Raw genomic sequence first — 19,968 nt, 5'->3', positions numbered from 1 at the left:
ATGAGTAATAGCCTCACGCTGTCATCTTTACTTTCTCCTTGGGGTGACTTTAGTTCACCTGAGCTGGATTCGATTGCTGTTGAACAGTTGGAGTTGGATAGTCGTGCCATCAAAGACGGCGATATTTTTGTTGCTGTAGTTGGGCATGCTGTTGATGGCCGTCGTTTCATCGACAAAGCGGTCGAACAGGGAACCAATGCCGTTATCGCACAAGCTGATGCTGAAAAGGCCCATGGTCTGATTGAGTGGTTGGATGCTGTTCCAGTAATTTACATTAAAGACCTTAACTTGGTGTTATCTGAGTTGGCCGGTCGTGTTTACTCGTCTCAAGCAACTAAGTTGATTGGTGTTACCGGCACCAATGGCAAAACCACCATCACCCAATTGATTGTTCAATGGCTTGATCTTGTTGGTCAACGCTCTGCGGTAATGGGCACCACGGGTAATGGCTTTTTAGACAATCTAAAAACCGCGGCGAATACCACAGGCAGTGCGATTGAAATACAACGCACACTGAGTGAGTTAGCGGAAGAAAACGCGGCTTACACAGCTATGGAAATATCTTCTCATGGTTTGGTGCAAGGTCGCGTTAAAGCCTTGGACTTCGAAGTCGGTGTATTCACTAATTTGAGCCGTGATCATCTTGATTACCATGGCACGATGGAAGAGTACGCTTTGGCTAAGAAGAGCCTGTTTACTGAGCACACATGTAAGCACGCTGCGATAAATGTTGATGACGAAGTGGGCAAAGCTTGGATGACAGATTTATCGAATGCGATTGCTGTTTCATTACTTCCATTAACAGGCTACCAACAGTCGGTATGGGCATCTGATGTTGCCTATGCAGAAACTGGGATTAAGCTCTCTTTCGATGGTAGTTGGGGACAAGGCGATCTTTCTGTTCCATTAATTGGTCAGTTCAACGCATCAAACGTACTGGTTGCCTTTGCGACCTTGCTGTCATTAGGTATCGATAAGCAAATCTTGGTCGACACTGCGCCTCAGCTGCAACCTGTGATTGGTCGTATGGAACTGTTCCAAGTGCCGAACAAAGCAAAAGTGGTTGTCGATTACGCGCATACGCCAGACGCTTTAGAAAAAGCATTAGCAGCATTGCGAGTTCACTGTTCTGGAAAATTGTGGGCTATCTTTGGCTGCGGCGGTGACCGTGACACGGGTAAGCGTCCTATGATGGCAGCGACCGCAGAGCAGTTCGCCGATAAAATGATTATTTCAGATGACAACCCTCGTAGCGAAGATCCGGCATTGATTGTCAAAGACATGCTGGCAGGCTTAAGCAAACCTGAGTCTGCATTTGTGGAACACGATCGCTACCAAGCGGTTAAGTTCGCGCTTGAACAGGCAGACAGCAATGACATTATTCTTTTGGCTGGTAAAGGCCATGAGGATTACCAAGTATTAAAAGACGAAACGATCCATTACTCAGATCGAGAGTCTGCGCTTCAACTTTTAGGTATTTCATAATGATTGATGTATCACTCGAACAGATTTGTTCAGCGGTCAGCGGTGAGTTGATTGAAGCTGGTAACTCAAACAATGCCGTAATTAATGCCGTTTCTACCGACACTCGCACCGTTGAAGAAGGCGCATTGTTTGTTGCTATTGTCGGAGAACGTTTCGATGCGCATGACTTTTGTCATCAAGCGGTTGAGGCAAATGCGAGCGCGTTGTTAGTCGAACGAAAACTTGACCTAAATATTACCCAAGTTGTTGTTGAAGACACTAAACTTGCTTTAGGTCAGCTAAGTGCTTGGATCCACAAACAATGTGATGTGCCAACCATGGCGATAACAGGAAGCTGTGGTAAAACAACCGTCAAAGAGATGGTGGCGAGCATTCTGCAACAACGTGGCAAGGTGCTGTTTACGGCAGGTAACTTCAATAATGATATTGGAGTACCACTAACCTTGCTGCGCAGTGAACCCAATGACGACTTTGCCGTGATAGAACTGGGCGCGAACCACATTGGTGAAATCGCCTATACCACGCAGCTTGTGAAACCGCAGGTGGCGTTGGTGAATAACGTAGCTGCCGCGCATCTAGAGGGCTTTGGCTCAATTGATGGTGTTAAGCAAGCGAAAGGTGAAATCTTTCAGGGGCTTGCTGCTGGTGATACTGCTATTGTTAATCTAGAAAGCAACGGTGGTGACTTCTGGAATGAAGTACTCGCAGATAAAACGGTACTGACATTTTCAGAAAGCGACAATACGGCAAATTACTTTGCTAAGCATATTCGTATTAATGAGCAGGGCGAAGCGTGCTTTGAGATGCAAACACCGCAAGGCGCTATGCCGGTTGAGCTTGGCATTATCGGTCAGCATAACGTAGCAAATGCGTTGGCGGCAGCAGCGTTGAGCATTCAGTTTGGTGCCACGCTTGAAGAAGTAAAAAATGGTTTAGCGAATCTTATCTCTGTCAAAGGGCGAGTTGAGGTTCAACAATTAAGTCAGAATATCAAGCTGATAGATGACAGTTATAACGCCAGCGTACCTGCAATGAAGGCGGCAGCCAAACTGCTGTCGAGCTTCAAAGGTCAGCGTTGGTTGATTTTAGGCAATATGGCTGAATTAGGCGACGAAAGCCTTGCACTTCACCTTCAAGTCGGTGAATATGCTGCCCCATTCGCTTTTGAGCATGTACTCACTTACGGTGATGATACCAAGGTGATTAGTGAGGTCTGTAATGGTACCCACTTCGCAACGCATCAAGCGATGATCGCGCACATAGAGCAGCACTTATGCTTGCCAGAAAACGCGTCACATACCTTGTTGGTAAAAGGCGCGAATAGTGCAGGAATGAGTAAAATAGCCGCTGCTTTAAAGGAGAACTTTTCATGATAATTTGGCTTGCAGAGCTACTACAGCCACACCTTTCTTTTTTCCGTTTGTTCGAATACCTATCGTTTCGTGCAATCGCGAGTATTTTGACCGCTTTATGTCTGTCGCTGTGGATGGGACCTCGTTTAATTGAGCGTCTGCAAATGCTACAAATTGGCCAAGTTGTTCGTAATGACGGCCCTGAATCTCACTTTAGCAAACGTGGTACACCAACCATGGGTGGCGTGATGATCCTAGCTGCCATTATTATTACGGTATTAATGTGGGCTGATCTTTCTAACCCTTACGTTTGGGCGGTATTGGTTGTCCTTGGCGGTTACGGTGCGGTTGGCTTTGTTGATGACTACCGTAAAGTGGTTCGTAAAAACACAGATGGCTTGATTGCTCGTTGGAAGTACTTCTGGCAATCGGCTATTGCATTGGTTGTGGCGTTTGCTCTGTATGCTCACGGACACGATACTGCGGCAACCCAATTGGTGGTTCCTTTCTTTAAAGATGTGATGCCACAATTAGGTTTATTGTACATCGTACTGACTTATTTTGTTATTGTGGGTACCAGTAACGCGGTGAACCTAACAGATGGCCTAGATGGTTTGGCGATTATGCCAACGGTGATGGTTGCTGCTGGTTTTGCTGTGATTGCTTGGGCGACAGGTAACGTTAACTTCGCAGCATATCTACACATTCCATACATCCCATACACTTCTGAGCTTGTGGTTGTATGTACTGCTATCGTCGGTGCAGGCCTAGGTTTCCTATGGTTCAACACCTACCCAGCACAAGTATTCATGGGCGATGTTGGCTCACTAGCACTGGGCGGTGCATTGGGTGTGATTGCTGTGTTAGTTCGCCAAGAGTTGGTACTGGTTATCATGGGTGGTGTGTTTGTAATGGAGACTCTGTCAGTGATTCTGCAGGTGGGCTCTTACAAATTACGTGGTCAGCGTATTTTCCGCATGGCACCGATTCACCACCACTATGAACTTAAAGGTTGGCCAGAGCCGCGTGTAATCGTGCGTTTTTGGATCATCTCAATGGTATTAGTACTGGTTGGCCTAGCGACACTGAAAGTTCGTTAATCCTGTGTGAGCCTCTGAGTAGAGGCTCTTTAAAACTATTAAGAGCATCTTGTTTAAATGGAACGTTGGCAAAACATTCAAAATGTAGTGGTTGTGGGGCTCGGTATTACCGGGCTCTCTGTCGTTAAACATCTCGTAAAATATCAACCTCATACGCATGTGAAGGTGATTGATACGCGAGAGCTACCACCAGGAAAGGAATCTTTACCTGAATCGGTAGAGCTGCATTCTGGAAGTTGGAATAGCCAATGGTTAGCGGAAGCTGATTTGGTGGTTGCTAACCCAGGTATCGCACTCGCGACCCCTGAAATACAAGATGTTATTCAAGCGGGAACTCCGGTTGTTGGCGATATTGAACTGTTTGGCTGGGCGGTAGACAAACCCGTTGTGGCTATCACGGGTTCTAACGGCAAGAGCACCGTGACTGACCTTACTGGTGTGCTTGCTAAGGCTGCGGGTTTGAATGTCGGTGTGGGTGGCAACATAGGTATTCCTGCCCTAGATCTTCTAGAGCTTGATGCTGATTTATATGTTCTTGAGCTTTCAAGCTTTCAGTTAGAAACAACATCAAGCCTAAACTTAGCAGCAGCAGCATTTCTGAATCTGTCAGAAGACCATATGGATCGCTACCAAGGCATGGCCGATTACCGCGATGCCAAGCTAAGAATCTTTAATAATGCTCAGTACGCGATTGTAAACCGCGACGACAAAGAGACTTATCCAGACCACAACATGTCATTAGTCACATTCGGACTCGATGACCAAGAGTTTGGTGTCGCGACAGTTGATGGCATCGAATGGCTAATGGATAACGGTAAACCTGTACTTGCGACTCAAGATTTAACATTGGTTGGACGTCACAATGTGGCAAATGCGTTAGTCTCGCTAGCGCTGCTTAAACAAGTCGGTGTTGATTACAACAAAAGCCTTGAAGCCTTGAAGGCCTACAATGGTTTGACGCATCGCTGCCAAGTCGTGGCTGACAAACGCGAAATCAAATGGGTTAACGACTCAAAAGCGACCAACGTAGCCAGTACATTAGCGGCTCTGTCGGGCTTAGAGTGCCAAGGTACTTTGTATCTTCTGGTTGGTGGGGTTGGTAAAGGTGCCGACTTCAGTGAGCTTAAGCCTGTGTTGTCGCAACTAGAGCGCGTTCAACTGTGTTGTTTTGGTGAAGATGCAGCGCAATTTATGCCGTTACACCCATCGTCTAAGACGTTTGAAACTATGGGTGACATTATCGAGAGTATCTCGAAGCAGTTAGTTGCTGGTGATATGGTGATGTTGTCTCCGGCGTGTGCCAGCTTCGACCAATTTAATAACTTCATGGCAAGAGGTGATGCGTTCACTGAACTTGCTCATGAGTATGCCTAACGTGTTGAAGGACTAACATTCAGTGCAAAGAGTGAAAGAGATCAATCAATCTATTTGGCAATGGCTTAACCGTGCCACACCAGAGGCGCTTTACGATCGTCAATTGGTATGGATTGCTCTTGGACTGATGCTGACGGGCTTAGTGATGGTAACGTCGGCTTCGTTTCCTATCAGTGCTCGTTTAACCGATCAGCCATTTCACTTTATGTTCCGTCATGCCATCTTCCTTGTGTTGGCGTTAGGTGTCTCCAGCGTCATATTGCAAATCCCGATGCAGCGTTGGTTTCAATACAGTATGTATCTACTGGGCTTATCCTTCTTCTTGCTGATTGTGGTACTAGCCGTCGGCAAGTCGGTTAACGGCGCATCGCGTTGGATCCCATTAGGGCTATTTAACTTACAACCAGCTGAAGTCGCCAAGTTATCGCTGTTTATCTTTATGGCGGGCTACTTGGTTCGTAAACAAGACGAAGTGAGAAAAACCTTCTTCGGTGGTTTTGGTAAACCGATCATGGTGTTTGGCGCCTTTGCCGTGTTGCTACTGGGCCAGCCCGATTTAGGTACTGTGGTCGTAATGCTAGTGACTCTGTTCGGCATGCTATTCATTGCCGGTGCCAAGCTTTCACAGTTTATCGCCTTGATGGTGGCAGGTATTGCCGCGGTCGTCGGTTTGATTGTTATAGAACCTTATCGTGTTCGACGTGTTACCTCATTCTGGGAACCTTGGAACGACCCGTTCGGCAGTGGTTACCAGTTAACTCAGTCATTGATGGCGTTTGGCCGTGGCGATTGGATGGGGCAAGGGCTCGGTAACTCAATTCAGAAACTCGAATACCTACCCGAAGCACACACCGATTTTGTATTTGCTGTGTTGGCAGAAGAATTGGGTTTTGTTGGCGTGACCTTGGTGTTGATACTCATCTTTAGCTTGGTTTTTAAAGCCATTTTTATTGGCAAAAAGGCCTTTGAAAATGACCAAGTATTCAGTGGTTACCTGGCATTTGGCATCGGTATTTGGTTTGCATTTCAGACGCTTGTTAACGTGGGTGCAGCTTCAGGCATCGTCCCAACCAAAGGTCTAACCTTGCCGCTGATCAGTTATGGTGGTTCAAGTCTTATCGTGATGTCAGTGGCGGTGTCTATGCTGCTGCGTATCGATCACGAATGCCGAATGCAACAAAAATAACAAGCCGATAATCAAAACGAATTAGTAGAATAAGAATATAACGTGATGAAACAAAACAAAAAACTTTTAGTGATGGCTGGTGGTACTGGCGGTCACGTTTTTCCAGGGTTAGCGGTAGCTAAAAAGCTTCAGCAACAAGGCTGGGAAATTCGCTGGTTAGGAACGGCAGACAGAATGGAAGCGGATTTGGTACCAAAGCATGGTATTGAGATCGACTTCATCAAGGTGAAAGGCCTGCGTGGTCAAGGCATTAGCAAGTTAATTAAAGCGCCGTTCCAGATTATTAATGCCATACTTCAAGCAAGACAACACATTAAAGCATGGCAACCTGATGTGGTGCTTGGCATGGGTGGTTACGTGAGTGGCCCGGGTGGTATCGCGGCATGGTTGTCTGGCATTCCAGTGGTTCTGCATGAACAAAATGCAGTGGCAGGTTTAACCAACCAATGGCTGTCTAAGATTGCTAAAAAGGTTTTCCAAGCTTTCCCTGGTGCTTTCCCTACCGCAGAAGTGGTGGGTAACCCAGTACGCGAAGATGTGGTTGCCTTAGCTGAACCCGAGCAACGTATGGCTGAGCGTGATGGTGACATCCGCATCTTGGTGATGGGCGGCAGTCAGGGCGCCAAAATCCTGAACGATACCATGCCAATAACGATGGCGCAGCTTGGTGAAGGCTTCACTGTGATGCACCAAGCGGGTAAGAACAATCAACAGCAAGTTATTGAGCAATACAAATCACATTCTGTTGATAATGTTCAAGTGACTGAATTTATTGATGATGTGGCGCAAGCTTATGAGTGGGCAGATCTATTAGTGTGTCGCTCAGGTGCATTAACCGTATCAGAAGTGTCTGCGGCAGGTGTCGGATCTATCTTCGTTCCGTTTATGCACAAAGACAGACAACAAGCGTTGAATGCCGACCATTTAGTTGAATGTGGCGCAGCGTTAATGATTGAACAGCCTCAACTAACGGCTGATAAGCTAGCGAACACTATCGCGCAGCTTGATAGAAATGAATTAAAAATGATGGCAACAAAAGCTCGTCAAGCCGCCAAGCTTGATGCTGATGTGACCGTCGCTGAAGCGATTAAAGCTTTAGCAAAATAATGAGATTGAATTGATGACGATTGAACATACCCAAGACTTAGCGCAAATCCGTGCAATGGTGCCAGAGATGCGCCGTGTTAAATCTATCCACTTCATTGGTATTGGTGGTGCCGGAATGAGCGGGATTGCTGAAGTCTTGCTAAATGAAGGCTACCAGATCACGGGTTCTGATATTGCTCAAAATCCAGTGACTGATCGTTTAGTTAGCAAGGGTGCGACCGTTTATATCGGCCACCAAGCAAGTAACGTTGCCGACGCAAGTGTGGTGGTGGTTTCAACCGCTATCAACGAAGAAAACCCAGAAATTATTGCAGCTCGTGAAGCGCGCACACCGATCGTTCGTCGTGCAGAAATGCTGGCTGAGTTGATGCGTTTTCGTCACGGTATTGCTGTGGCAGGTACGCACGGTAAGACAACCACGACTGCGCTAGTGACACAGATTTATTCTGAAGCAGGTCTAGATCCAACCTTCGTAAACGGTGGTTTGGTGAAAAGTGCAGGCACTAACGCACGTTTAGGTTCAAGCCGTATTCTTATCGCTGAAGCCGATGAGAGTGATGCGTCATTCTTACATCTGCAACCAATGGTTAGTATCGTAACTAACATTGAAGCGGATCATATGGATACCTACGGCGGCGATTTTGAAACGCTAAAGCAGACGTTTATTGATTTCTTACACAATCTGCCATTCTACGGTCAGGCTGTGATGTGCGTTGATGATCCAGTAGTGCGTGAGCTTATCCCTCAGGTAAGTCGCCAAGTGATTACTTACGGTTTCTCTGAAGATGCGGATATTCGTATTGAGAACTACGTACAAGAAGGCCAGCAAGGCAAATTCACAGTGGTACGTGAAGGTAAAGCTAACCTTGATATCACGTTAAACATTCCGGGTCGTCACAATGCATTGAATGCATCCGCGGCGATTGCTGTTGCAACAGAAGATGACATCAGCGATGAAGCGATTCTAAAAGCGATGGCAGGAACAGAAGGCACGGGTCGCCGTTTCGATCACCTAGGTGAGTACGAAACAGGTAAAGGCGTGGCAATGTTGGTCGATGATTACGGTCATCACCCAACCGAAGTTGACGTGACTATTCAAGCTGCTCGTAGTGGCTGGACTGATAAACGCCTTGTCATGATCTTCCAACCGCACCGTTATAGTCGTACTCGCGATCTGTATGATGATTTTGCGAACGTTCTTGAGCAGGTTGATGTCCTAATTTTGTTAGATGTTTATTCTGCAGGTGAGAAACTTATTGCAGGGGCAGACGGGCGTTCATTAAGTCGAACTATTCGTGGGCGTGGTAAGATAGATCCAATCTTTGTTGCCGATATCAACGCACTGCCATCGGCTTTAGCCAACGTAATTCAAGGTGGTGACCTTGTTTTAACGCAGGGTGCAGGCGATGTTGGTCGAGTAGCGAAGCAGTTGGAATCGTTACAGTTAGACATTAATAAAATGCAGAACGCGTAACAGAATACTGTCTACAGACTGTGGTCAATCGCTCACTTCTTGCGATTGACCTAAAATTGACCAAAAATCTTATTATCAACGTTTGATAGTTTGATTTTGCTCAGTATAATTCATAGGTTAAAGTAAGTGCTTTTACCTCTATTACGAAGATAGGGAATAGAATTGCGAACCAACGACAGGGAATGCGGGCTTTGGTAGAAAGTACTTTTAGCGAAAACCGCCACCTATTCAGTTTACCGTCGCTCAAGAAACACGCCTTAGGCGGGTCTTTTTTTGTCATGGTATTGCTATTCATTGGGTTTCTTTTCTATACCACACTGACTTGGATGTGGGACGATCAGCGATTGCCTCTCTCCAAAATAGTACTTCAAGGCGACTTAACTTACGTAACCGCTGGTGATGTTCAACATGCCTTTAGCGAGCTAGAGCATATTGGAACCTTCATGTCGCAAGACATCGGTGTGTTGCAAGACAGTTTAGAAGCGTTACCTTGGGTCTCAGTGGTCTCCATTCGTAAGCAGTGGCCAGACACAATAAAAGTATTTTTGACTGAGTACCATGCAGCAGCAATCTGGAACGGTAACATGCTGCTGAATGACGATGGTCAGGTGTTTAATGGTGATATCGGCCTGTTGAAGGGCGATAGAGTTAAGCTTTACGGCCCAGACGGCACCAGCCAAGAAGTGATAGAAAAGTGGCGACAGATAACCCCTTTGATTAACAGTCTAGGGTTAACCGTTACCTCTCTCGTTCTCAATGAGCGTCGCGCTTGGCAAATAATCCTAGATAACGGTATCCGTTTAGAACTAGGTAAAGATTCTTTAGATGAGCGTGTTGAACGCTTCATTTCGCTTTACAACGAACTTGGTAGTAAAGCGAATCAAGTGAGCTACATCGACCTCAGGTATGATACGGGAGCCGCTGTAGGCTGGTTTCCAGAGCAAGAGTTAGAAGAGAGCACAGATGACTAAGACCGCAGATGACAACATAATCGTTGGTCTTGATATAGGCACTGCGACCATATCAGCTCTGGTTGGTGAAATATTGCCTGATGGTCAAATCAATATCATTGGTTCTGGGCAAAGCCCATCCAGAGGTATGGATAAAGGTGGTGTAAACGACCTAGAGTCGGTAGTGAAGTCGGTTCAGCGAGCTATTGATCAAGCAGAGTTGATGGCGGAATGCCAAATCAGCAATGTATTTATCTCGCTATCGGGTAAACATATCGCAAGCCGAATTGAAAAAGGCATGGGCACTATCTCTGATGAAGAGGTGTCTCAAGACGATATGGATCGAGCGATCCATACCGCGAAATCAATTAAAATAGGTGATGAGCAGAGAATTCTGCACGTGATCCCACAAGAATTTACCATTGATTATCAAGAAGGGATTAAGAACCCACTTGGCTTATCTGGTGTTCGAATGGAAGTCAGTGTTCACCTAATTTCTTGCCATAGCGACATGGCGAGAAACATTATTAAAGCTGTTGAACGATGTGGTCTCACAGTAGAACAAATCGTGTTTTCAGGACTTGCCTCAAGCAATGCGGTAATTACTGAAGACGAGAGAGAGCTTGGAGTGTGTGTGGTCGATATCGGTGCGGGTACAATGGATATTTCCATTTGGACTGGCGGCGCACTTCGACACACAGAAGTCTTTTCCTACGCAGGAAATGCAGTAACCAGTGATATTGCCTTCGCTTTCGGCACGCCAGTGAGCGATGCTGAAGAGATAAAAGTAAACCATGGTTGCGCTCTGAGTGAACTCGTAAGCAAGGATGATTCTGTTAACGTCCCAAGTGTTGGTGGTCGCCCATCGAGAAGTTTGCAACGACAAACTTTGTCGGAAGTGATTGAACCACGTTACACTGAACTTATGGGTCTCGTTAACCAAACTATTGATACGGTTCAATTACAGCTACGAGATGAAGGTATTAAACACCACCTTGCAGCTGGCGTCGTTCTCACTGGTGGAGCGGCACAAATTGACGGATTGGTAGAGTGTGCGGAACGTGTTTTCCGCAATCAAGTTCGAGTTGGTAAGCCGTTAGAAGTTAGTGGCTTAACTGACTATGTTAAAGAGCCGTATCATTCTACGGCGGTTGGTTTACTTCATTACGCAAGAGATTGTCAGATCAGTGATGAAGGTGATTACAGCGAACCTAAGCGTTCAGCACCTTCTATGTCTGGTTTATTTGGTAAATTGCGTAATTGGATACAAAAAGAGTTTTAACCTGAGTTGCAGGAAAAAACGGAGATAACACATGTTTGAACCGATGATGGAAATGTCTGACGATGCAGTAATTAAAGTCGTTGGAGTTGGTGGCGGTGGCGGTAACGCTGTTGAGCACATGGTACGTGAATCAATCGAAGGCGTAGAATTCATCAGTGTTAACACTGATGCACAAGCACTTCGTAAAACGAGCGTGAGCAGCGTGATCCAAATTGGTGGTGATATCACTAAAGGTTTGGGCGCTGGTGCAAACCCACAAGTAGGCCGTGATGCAGCTCTCGAAGATCGAGAAAGAATTAAAGAAGTTCTAACTGGCGCCGATATGGTATTTATCGCAGCTGGTATGGGCGGTGGTACTGGTACAGGTGCTGCTCCAGTTATTGCTGAAGTTGCGAAAGAGTTGGGTGTGCTAACGGTTGCTGTTGTAACTAAGCCATTTAGCTTTGAAGGCAAAAAGCGTTTAGCGTTTGCTGAGCAAGGTATTGAAGAGCTTTCTAAACATGTGGATTCTTTAATTACGATTCCAAATGAGAAGCTACTTAAAGTACTTGGCCGCGGCGTAACTCTGCTAGAAGCTTTCGCAAGTGCCAATGATGTACTTAAAAACGCTGTACAAGGTATCGCTGAGCTAATTACTCGCCCAGGTATGATTAACGTCGATTTCGCGGATGTTCGCACCGTAATGTCTGAGATGGGTCATGCAATGATGGGTAGCGGTATCGCAAAAGGTGAAGACCGTGCTGAAGAAGCTGCTGAAACGGCAATTTCTAGCCCACTACTAGAAGACATCGACCTAGCTGGCGCACGTGGCGTTCTTGTGAACATCACAGCAGGCCTAGATATGCGTCTAGATGAGTTCGAAACAGTAGGTAATACAGTTAAGGCATTCGCATCTGATAACGCAACAGTTGTGATTGGTACTTCTCTAGACCCTGATATGACGGATGAAATCCGTGTAACTGTTGTAGCAACAGGTATCGGCACAGAGAAAAAACCAGACATTACATTAGTTGCTGGTGGTAAAGCTAAGGTTGCACCAACTCCTCAACCACAGGTAGCGGCTCAAACTGCACCAAAAGTGGAAGAGAAAGTGGCACAACCATTGCAAGAAAAAACTGAGGTTAAACCTCAAGTTAAGCCGCAGCCAACAACGTCACCTGTTTCTTCAGGTACAGGCGCTAGCCAAAGTGCAGCACCTAAGGCTGAGAAAGAGAGTGGATACTTAGATATTCCAGCATTCTTACGACGTCAGGCTGATTAACAAATACCCAAAATTTGACTATCGTCGAATTAATGGTAAAATTCGCGGTCGGTAAATACTGACCGTGATTTGTAGCACTGATAACGAGGCAAGCAGATGATCAGACAACGTACTCTGAAAGAAATTGTGAAAACAACTGGTGTGGGTCTCCACTCTGGTCGTAAAGTCACACTTACTCTTCGCCCGGCAGCTGCAAATACAGGTATTGTTTATCGTCGTACAGATGTAAATCCACCTGTAGATTTCCCAGCTGATCCAGCGTCAGTTCGTGACACTATGCTATGTACAGCTCTTGTTAATGACGAAGGCGTACGTATCTCTACAGTGGAACACCTTAACGCAGCTTTAGCGGGTATGGGCATCGACAACATTATTGTTGAAGTAGATGCACCTGAGATCCCAATTATGGATGGTAGCGCAAGCCCATTCGTATACTTGCTACAGCAAGCGGGTGTAGAAACACTGAATGCAGCAAAGCGTTTTATTCGTATCAAAAAGCCTATCCGTTTTGAAGATGGCGATAAGTGGGCAGAATTTGTTCCATTTAACGGCTTCCGTATGGACTTTGAGATCGACTTTAACCACCCAGCTATTGAATCTGATGAGCAACGTTTGTTGTTTGATTTCTCTTCACAAGGTTTTGTGAAAGAAATTTCTCGCGCTCGTACTTTCGGCTTCATGCGCGACATTGAGTATCTACAATCTCAAAACCTAGTACTTGGTGGTAGCTTTGATAATGCTATCGTACTTGACGAATACCGAATTCTTAATGAAGAAGGTCTACGTTTTGACAATGAGTTCGTAACTCATAAAGTGCTAGATGCGATTGGTGACTTGTACATGTGTGGACACGCTATTATTGGTGAGTTCCGTGCATACAAATCAGGTCACGGCCTAAACAACCAACTACTACGTGCAGTACTTGCTGACGCAGAAGCTTGGGAATGGGCAACATTCGAAGAAGAGGTAGGCTCTCCTGTTGCATTTGCTGAGCCAGGAATGGTTCTAGCGTAATTGTTGTTTACAGCAATATAAGATTTCGAAAACCAGGTCATTGACCTGGTTTTTTTGTGTCTATTTTCCAGATACAGTGTCGTCAACATCCGAAAGTTGTCTCCCAATGAGCTGCAGTCTGGCTAATCCATCAGCAATTAGAAAGAAAAGTTCCAAGCACATCAAACAAATGGGGTTATAAATGGTTGTTGGTGTGAAAATTACTTACACTAAAGGGCATTAATTTTAACTCAAGCCTTGAAAACTCTACTCTCAAGTACAATATCAAAGATACTAGATTTATCTCAGTATCCTTGGTTAGTAACTGAAGACTAGTTCATAGCTAGTAGAGACACTGACGGCATTTAAAATAGATCGCGGACGATCTGAGAACGAAGAGATTCCAAGCACATGATTACTAAGCTGCTGACAAAGGTAATTGGCAGTCGCAATGACAGAACACTGCGCCGCCTTAGAAAAATTGTAAAAGAAATTAATAACTTCGAACCATCGTTTGAAGCACTTTCAGACGAAGAGCTAAAAGCAAAAACGGTTGAGTTTCGTGAGCGCTTAGATAAAGGTGAATCGCTAGACCAACTTCTACCTGAAGCATTTGCAACGGTACGTGAAGCGTCTAAGCGTGTTTACGGCATGCGTCACTTTGACGTGCAAATGATTGGTGGCATGGTTCTAAATGCTGGCCAAATTGCAGAAATGCGTACTGGTGAAGGTAAGACTCTTACAGCAACCCTACCAGCTTATCTTAACGCCCTACCTAGCAAAGGTGTTCACGTAGTAACGGTGAACGACTACCTAGCGAAGCGTGATGCGGAAACAAACCGCCCATTATTTGAATTCCTTGGTATGACTGTTGGCGTGAACGTGCCAAACATGGCTCCACCAGAGAAGAAAGAAGCGTACCAAGCGGATATCCTATACGGAACAAACAACGAGTTTGGCTTCGATTACCTACGTGACAACATGGCCTTCCGTGCTGAAGATCGTGTTCAACGTGAGCGCTTCTTTGCAGTTGTCGATGAGGTTGACTCAATCTTAATCGATGAAGCTCGTACTCCACTTATTATCTCTGGCCCAGCTGAAGATAGTTCAGATCTTTACACGCGTATTAACACGTTGATCCCTAACCTTGAGCGCCAAGATAAAGAAGATTCTGAAGAGTACCGTGGTGAAGGTCACTACACCATGGACGAGAAATCGAAGCAGGTTCACCTGACTGAAAACGGTCAAGAATTTGTAGAAGAGCTAATGGTCAAAAACGGCCTGATGGAAGAGGGTGACACGCTTTACTCTCCAACAAACATCAGTCTGTTGCACCATGTTAATGCAGCACTGCGTGCACACGTACTGTTTGAGAAAGACGTCGACTACATCGTTACTGAAGAAGGCGAAGTGGTTATCGTTGATGAACATACTGGTCGAACTATGCCAGGTCGTCGTTGGTCTGAAGGTTTACACCAAGCTGTTGAAGCTAAAGAAGGTGTGAAGATTCAGAATGAAAACCAGACGCTAGCATCGATTACATTCCAGAACTTCTTCCGTCTATACGAAAAACTGTCAGGTATGACAGGTACAGCCGATACAGAAGCTTTCGAATTCCAGTCTATCTACGGCCTAGAAACGGTGGTTATCCCAACCAACAAACCTATGGTTCGTAACGATATGCCAGATGTGGTTTATCGTACTGAAGAAGACAAGTTCAATGCGATCATTGAAGACATTAAAGACCGTGTAGCTGCTGGTCAGCCATCATTGGTTGGTACGGTTTCTATCGAGAAGTCTGAACTACTGTCTAACGCACTGAAAAAGGCAAAAATTAAGCACAGCGTTCTAAATGCTAAATTCCACGAAATGGAAGCAGAGATCGTTGCACAAGCTGGTATGCCGAGTGCGGTAACTATCGCAACTAACATGGCTGGTCGTGGTACCGATATCGTGTTAGGTGGTAGCTGGCAGGCACAAGTTGAGAAGCTAGAGAATCCAACCAAAGAGCAGATCGAGAAGATCAAAGCTGACTGGAGAGTAATCCACGATAAAGTGCTTGAGTCAGGTGGTCTGCACATCATTGGTACTGAGCGTCATGAATCTCGCCGTATCGATAACCAGCTACGTGGTCGTTCTGGTCGTCAAGGTGATGCGGGTTCTTCTCGTTTCTACCTATCAATGGAAGATTCTCTGCTACGTATCTTCACATCGGATCGTATGGCTGGTCTTATCCAAAGTGGTATGGACGAAGGCGAAGCGATCGAATCTAAGATGCTTTCTCGCTCAATTGAAAAAGCACAACGTAAAGTTGAAGGTCGTAACTTCGATATCCGTAAGCAGCTTCTTGAGTACGATGATGTAGCCAATGACCAACGTAAAGTGGTTTATGAGCTACGTGATGAACTGATGAGCTCTGACGACATCAGCGAGATGATCGAACACAACCGTGAAGATGTACTGGCATCTGTGATTGATGAATACATCGCACCTCAGTCTCTTGAAGACATGTGGGATATCGCGGGTCTGCAAGATCGTCTGAAGAATGACTTCGATCTAGACTTTGATATTCAAGGTTGGTTAGACGAAGACGACAAGCTTTATGAAGAAGCATTGCGTGAGCGTATTCTTGCTATGGCGGTTGATTCGTACAAACAGAAAGAAGAAGTGGTTGGTGCTCAAGTACTGCGTAACTTCGAGAAATCTGTGATGCTACAAACGCTAGATGGTCTTTGGAAAGAGCACTTGGCAGCGATGGATCACCTTCGTCAAGGTATCCACTTACGTGGTTACGCTCAGAAGAACCCGAAACAAGAGTACAAGCGCGAGTCGTTTGAACTGTTTGAAGGCCTACTAGATGTACTAAAAACAGACGTTGTTACCATCCTTTCTAAAGTTCGCGTTCAGCAACAAGAAGAAGTTGAAAAGATGGAAGCTCAACGTCAAGCTCAAGCTGAAGAAGCGGCGCGTCGTGCACAAGCACAACATGCAACGGCTGAAAACCAGCTAGCTGACGATGAAGCTGAAGCGGCATCTCCACAAACGGTAGTACGTGATGAGCGTAAAGTGGGTCGTAATGAACCATGTCCATGTGGAAGTGGCAAAAAATACAAACAGTGTCACGGTAAAATTGACTAAGTTTGGTGAATCGTTGCTGTAACGGATGATTGCAGTGTCGGAGGTACTCACTTACTCACGTAAGCTCCGTGCCTCCTCCTCGCACTCACCACGTCACAGCTTAGCTTCACAAAACTTAATGATAAAAAGAGTCGCTTAGGCGGCTCTTTTTGTATGTAAATAATAAGGTTTTGATAGCGTCATCCTCGAGAGTGAGGTACGAGCGAGTCGGGGATCTTTCGAACTAACAAAAGAGCAGATTCCCTATCTAATTCGTTCCTCATTGTAGGGAATGACGGTAGGGACATAGAAGGAACACCAACACATGAAAAGAATCCATATTGTAGCGGGCATTATCTTCAACCAAGACAAGTCACAGGTATTTATTACTAAACGTCCGGACGACAAACACAAAGGCGGTTTCTGGGAATTTCCTGGCGGCAAGGTTGAAGAGGGTGAAACCATTGAGCAAGCGATGACTCGTGAGCTTGATGAAGAGATTGGCATCAAGGTGACAGAACAGTCTCTGTTTGAGCACCTTGAATTTGATTACACCGATAAGTCGCTTAAGTTTGATTTCATCCTTGTGACTGACTTTGAAGAGCAACCTTATGGTAAAGAAGGTCAACAAGGTGAATGGGTAAGCCTAGAATCATTGAATCAATACGCCTTCCCAGAGGCAAATGTGCCAATTTTAGAGCGAGTAATAAAAGAGTTTTCGTAATTGCTAGCCTGAGTTTGAGATTGTTGTTAGTTTAAAGAGATTAATCGATTGAACGTTGCTGCAAGAGATAAGTGGCAACGGTAACCAAAACAATGGAGATATTCGCAGTGGTAAGAATTGCAATTGCAGGAGCAGCGGGCCGTATGGGCCGCAACTTGGTGAAAGCCGCTCATCATAATTCAGAAGCAAGTGTTGGAGCTGGTTCAGAGCGTCCAGAGTCATCTTTGGTCGGCGTAGATGTCGGCGAGTTATGCGGTGAAGGTCGTTTTGATGTTGCTTTAGTCGATGATTTGTCTAAAGCCATCGAAGAGTTTGATGTGATTGTCGATTTTACTGCCCCTGTTAGCACATTAGCGAATATTGAACTTTGTAAACGTCACGGTAAAAAACTGATCATCGGTACGACGGGTTTCTCTGAAGAAGAGAAGCAAGTGATTGATGCTGCTTCAAAAGAGATGGCTATCGTAATGGCTCCTAACTACAGCGTTGGTGTAAACCTAGTATTTAAGCTGCTAGAGAAGGCCGCTAAAGTGATGGGCGACTATTGTGATGTCGAGATCGTTGAGGCTCATCACCGTCATAAAGTCGATGCACCGTCAGGTACTGCGATTGGTATGGGCGAAGCTATTGCGGGTGCGATGGGCAACGAGCTAAACGATGTAGCCGTATGGTCACGCGAGGGTATTACTGGCGAGCGCACTAAAGATGAGATTGGTTTCGCGACGATTCGTGCCGGTGACATTATTGGTGAACACACCGCTATGTTTGCTGATATCGGTGAGCGAGTGGAAATTACCCATAAAGCCACTGATCGAATGACCTTTGCTAATGGCGCAATCAAGGCTGCGGTTTGGCTAAATGATAAACCAGCAGGCTTTTATACCATGACGGATGTGCTTGGTTTGAATGACCTGTAAATAGATATTTATGCGCTGGCAATTGCCGGCGCTTTCTTTATTTGGTGCCTTTTCCTTAGTAATCTCACTTCTACGATCTTCCTTCTACTTTCTTCTTATCGCCGTTTTTCCTCTATTTCTATGTTGTTTATGTGGGCTTTAGTGTGTTTTTTGCTTTAGTTCTTTAAATTGTCATGTTTTCTCTTGGTATTTATCGATTGCGTTTTGTTGCTGATATTTTTGTCACTCTATGATTGGTTAAAATGAGGGGTTAAAATTAGAAAATCGTAATATTCGAACTAAATGCGTATGAAAGTTGAACTTTTGGAGCTTTGAGGGGGTAAATTGAATTAGTCCTTACAAATGTTTAATTTCTTTTGAGTTAAATGTTGACACGTATCACGCAGATCACTAAAATACCGCCAATTTGTCTAATTTCCATAAACACGCAGTTTTTGGTGTTGCAGGAAGGTAGATTTGCAAATTAAATCAATTTTAATGCATTTTTATTTCTGGAGGTTGTCTTGAAGAAGTCAGCACTACTCGTCCTAGAAGATGGGACAGTATTTCACGGTGAAGCCATTGGCGCTGTAGGTTCTGCAGTTGGTGAAGTCGTTTTTAATACCTCGATGACGGGGTACCAAGAAATCCTCACTGATCCTTCCTATTCTCAACAAATCGTTACCCTTACTTACCCTCACATTGGCAATACCGGAACCAATTCCGAAGACGAAGAATCTTCTTCAATCCACGCTCAAGGCCTTGTGATTCGCGATCTCCCTCTAATCGCTTCTAACTTCCGTAATGAACAATCCCTTTCTGATTACCTTAAGTCACAAAACGTTGTTGGTATCGCTGATATCGATACTCGTAAGCTGACGCGTATTCTTCGTGAAAAAGGCGCACAGAACGGTTGTATCGTAGCGGGTAACAACCTAGACGAAGCTTTGGCTCTAGCTAAAGCAAAAGAATTCCCTGGCCTGAAAGGTATGGACCTTGCGAAAGAAGTTACAACAAAAGAAGCGTATCAATGGAAACAAGGTTCGTGGACGCTTACGGGTGGACTTCCTGAAGCGAAAGCAGACTCAGAATTGCCATACCACGTTGTTGCTTATGACTTCGGTGCAAAACGAAACATCCTACGAATGCTTGTTGACCGCGGCTGCCGCCTAACGGTTGTTCCTGCTGAGACTTCAGCTGAAGAAGTACTTGCTCTGAACCCAGACGGTGTTTTCCTTTCAAATGGCCCTGGTGACCCAGAACCATGTACTTACGCAATTGAAGCGACAAAAGTGTTCCTAGAAAAAGGCTTACCAATCTTCGGTATCTGTCTAGGTCACCAGATTCTTGCTCTTGCGTCAGGCGCTAAGACAGTGAAGATGAAGTTTGGTCACCACGGTGCAAACCACCCGGTTAAAGATTTAGATCGTGATGTTGTGATGATTACTTCGCAAAACCACGGCTTTGCTGCTGACGAAGAAACCCTTCCAGAGACACTACGTGCAACGCACAAATCACTATTTGATGGTTCTCTACAAGGTATTCACCGTACAGACAAACCAGCATTCAGCTTCCAAGGTCACCCTGAAGCGAGCCCAGGTCCAGAAGACGCAGCGCCGTTATTCGACCACTTTATTGAACTAATCAAACAGCACACAGCGTAATTC

Annotated in this window: 15 protein-coding genes; all 15 read left to right on the top strand. The window is 45.4% G+C overall.

Going from position 1 to position 19,968, the window contains the following annotated elements; all coding sequences use genetic code 11:
- The 15 genes from murE (at position 1) to carA (ending at position 19,965) form a co-directional block, all read left to right on the top strand.
- Complete coding sequence (gene murE, locus OCV20_RS14410; RefSeq protein ID WP_086773780.1) at positions 1-1,485, top strand: UDP-N-acetylmuramoyl-L-alanyl-D-glutamate--2,6-diaminopimelate ligase; 1,485 nt, start codon at positions 1-3, stop codon at positions 1,483-1,485.
- A complete protein-coding gene (locus tag OCV20_RS14405; protein WP_086773778.1) occupies positions 1,485-2,858 on the top strand; it encodes a UDP-N-acetylmuramoyl-tripeptide--D-alanyl-D-alanine ligase in 1,374 nt (457 codons plus the stop codon). The genes murE and OCV20_RS14405 overlap by 1 nt, the downstream gene beginning before the upstream one ends.
- The gene (mraY, locus tag OCV20_RS14400; protein ID WP_019824581.1) at positions 2,855-3,937 is read left to right on the top strand and encodes a phospho-N-acetylmuramoyl-pentapeptide-transferase; all 1,083 of its coding nucleotides are present in this window, start codon (positions 2,855-2,857) and stop codon (positions 3,935-3,937) included. The genes OCV20_RS14405 and mraY overlap by 4 nt, the downstream gene beginning before the upstream one ends.
- A 57-nt stretch (positions 3,938-3,994) precedes the next feature.
- On the top strand, positions 3,995-5,311 hold the full coding sequence (murD, locus tag OCV20_RS14395; protein ID WP_086773776.1) for a UDP-N-acetylmuramoyl-L-alanine--D-glutamate ligase: 1,317 nt from the start codon (positions 3,995-3,997) through the stop codon (positions 5,309-5,311).
- Between the two features lie 22 nt (positions 5,312-5,333).
- A complete protein-coding gene (gene ftsW, locus OCV20_RS14390) occupies positions 5,334-6,497 on the top strand; it encodes a cell division protein FtsW (RefSeq protein WP_086773775.1) in 1,164 nt (387 codons plus the stop codon).
- Between the two features lie 45 nt (positions 6,498-6,542).
- Positions 6,543-7,604, top strand: a complete 1,062-nt coding sequence (murG, locus tag OCV20_RS14385) for an undecaprenyldiphospho-muramoylpentapeptide beta-N-acetylglucosaminyltransferase (RefSeq protein ID WP_086773774.1) — start codon at positions 6,543-6,545, stop codon at positions 7,602-7,604.
- Positions 7,605-7,617: 13 nt separating this feature from the next.
- Positions 7,618-9,078: a UDP-N-acetylmuramate--L-alanine ligase gene (gene murC, locus OCV20_RS14380; protein WP_086773773.1), complete on the top strand. Its 1,461-nt coding sequence runs from the start codon at positions 7,618-7,620 to the stop codon at positions 9,076-9,078.
- Between the two features lie 278 nt (positions 9,079-9,356).
- Positions 9,357-10,049: a cell division protein FtsQ/DivIB gene (locus OCV20_RS14375; RefSeq protein ID WP_017059290.1), complete on the top strand. Its 693-nt coding sequence runs from the start codon at positions 9,357-9,359 to the stop codon at positions 10,047-10,049.
- Positions 10,042-11,310 (top strand): cell division protein FtsA, encoded by a 1,269-nt coding sequence (gene ftsA / locus OCV20_RS14370; RefSeq protein ID WP_010434747.1) that lies wholly within the window; start codon positions 10,042-10,044, stop codon positions 11,308-11,310. The genes OCV20_RS14375 and ftsA overlap by 8 nt, the downstream gene beginning before the upstream one ends.
- 31 nt (positions 11,311-11,341) lie before the next feature.
- Positions 11,342-12,571, top strand: coding sequence for a cell division protein FtsZ (gene ftsZ, locus OCV20_RS14365; protein ID WP_017059291.1), 1,230 nt, complete (start codon positions 11,342-11,344; stop codon positions 12,569-12,571).
- A 96-nt stretch (positions 12,572-12,667) separates the two neighbouring features.
- Positions 12,668-13,585: a UDP-3-O-acyl-N-acetylglucosamine deacetylase gene (lpxC, locus tag OCV20_RS14360; protein ID WP_010434751.1), complete on the top strand. Its 918-nt coding sequence runs from the start codon at positions 12,668-12,670 to the stop codon at positions 13,583-13,585.
- Between the two features lie 390 nt (positions 13,586-13,975).
- Positions 13,976-16,702, top strand: coding sequence for a preprotein translocase subunit SecA (gene secA / locus OCV20_RS14355; protein ID WP_086773772.1), 2,727 nt, complete (start codon positions 13,976-13,978; stop codon positions 16,700-16,702).
- Positions 16,703-17,006: 304 nt separating this feature from the next.
- A complete protein-coding gene (mutT, locus tag OCV20_RS14350; protein WP_048618233.1) occupies positions 17,007-17,405 on the top strand; it encodes an 8-oxo-dGTP diphosphatase MutT in 399 nt (132 codons plus the stop codon).
- 92 nt (positions 17,406-17,497) lie between these two features.
- The gene (gene dapB, locus OCV20_RS14345) at positions 17,498-18,322 is read left to right on the top strand and encodes a 4-hydroxy-tetrahydrodipicolinate reductase (RefSeq protein WP_020628676.1); all 825 of its coding nucleotides are present in this window, start codon (positions 17,498-17,500) and stop codon (positions 18,320-18,322) included.
- A gap of 503 nt (positions 18,323-18,825) precedes the next feature.
- Positions 18,826-19,965, top strand: coding sequence for a glutamine-hydrolyzing carbamoyl-phosphate synthase small subunit (gene carA / locus OCV20_RS14340; RefSeq protein WP_048609692.1), 1,140 nt, complete (start codon positions 18,826-18,828; stop codon positions 19,963-19,965).
- The last annotated feature ends 3 nt before the right edge of the window (positions 19,966-19,968 follow it).

Source organism: Vibrio coralliirubri, from assembly GCF_024347375.1.
In the GTDB taxonomy this organism is placed as follows: Bacteria; Pseudomonadota; Gammaproteobacteria; order Enterobacterales; family Vibrionaceae; genus Vibrio; species Vibrio coralliirubri.
Note: the sequence above shows the minus strand (reverse complement) of the source record. Positions and strands in the feature narration are given on the sequence as shown.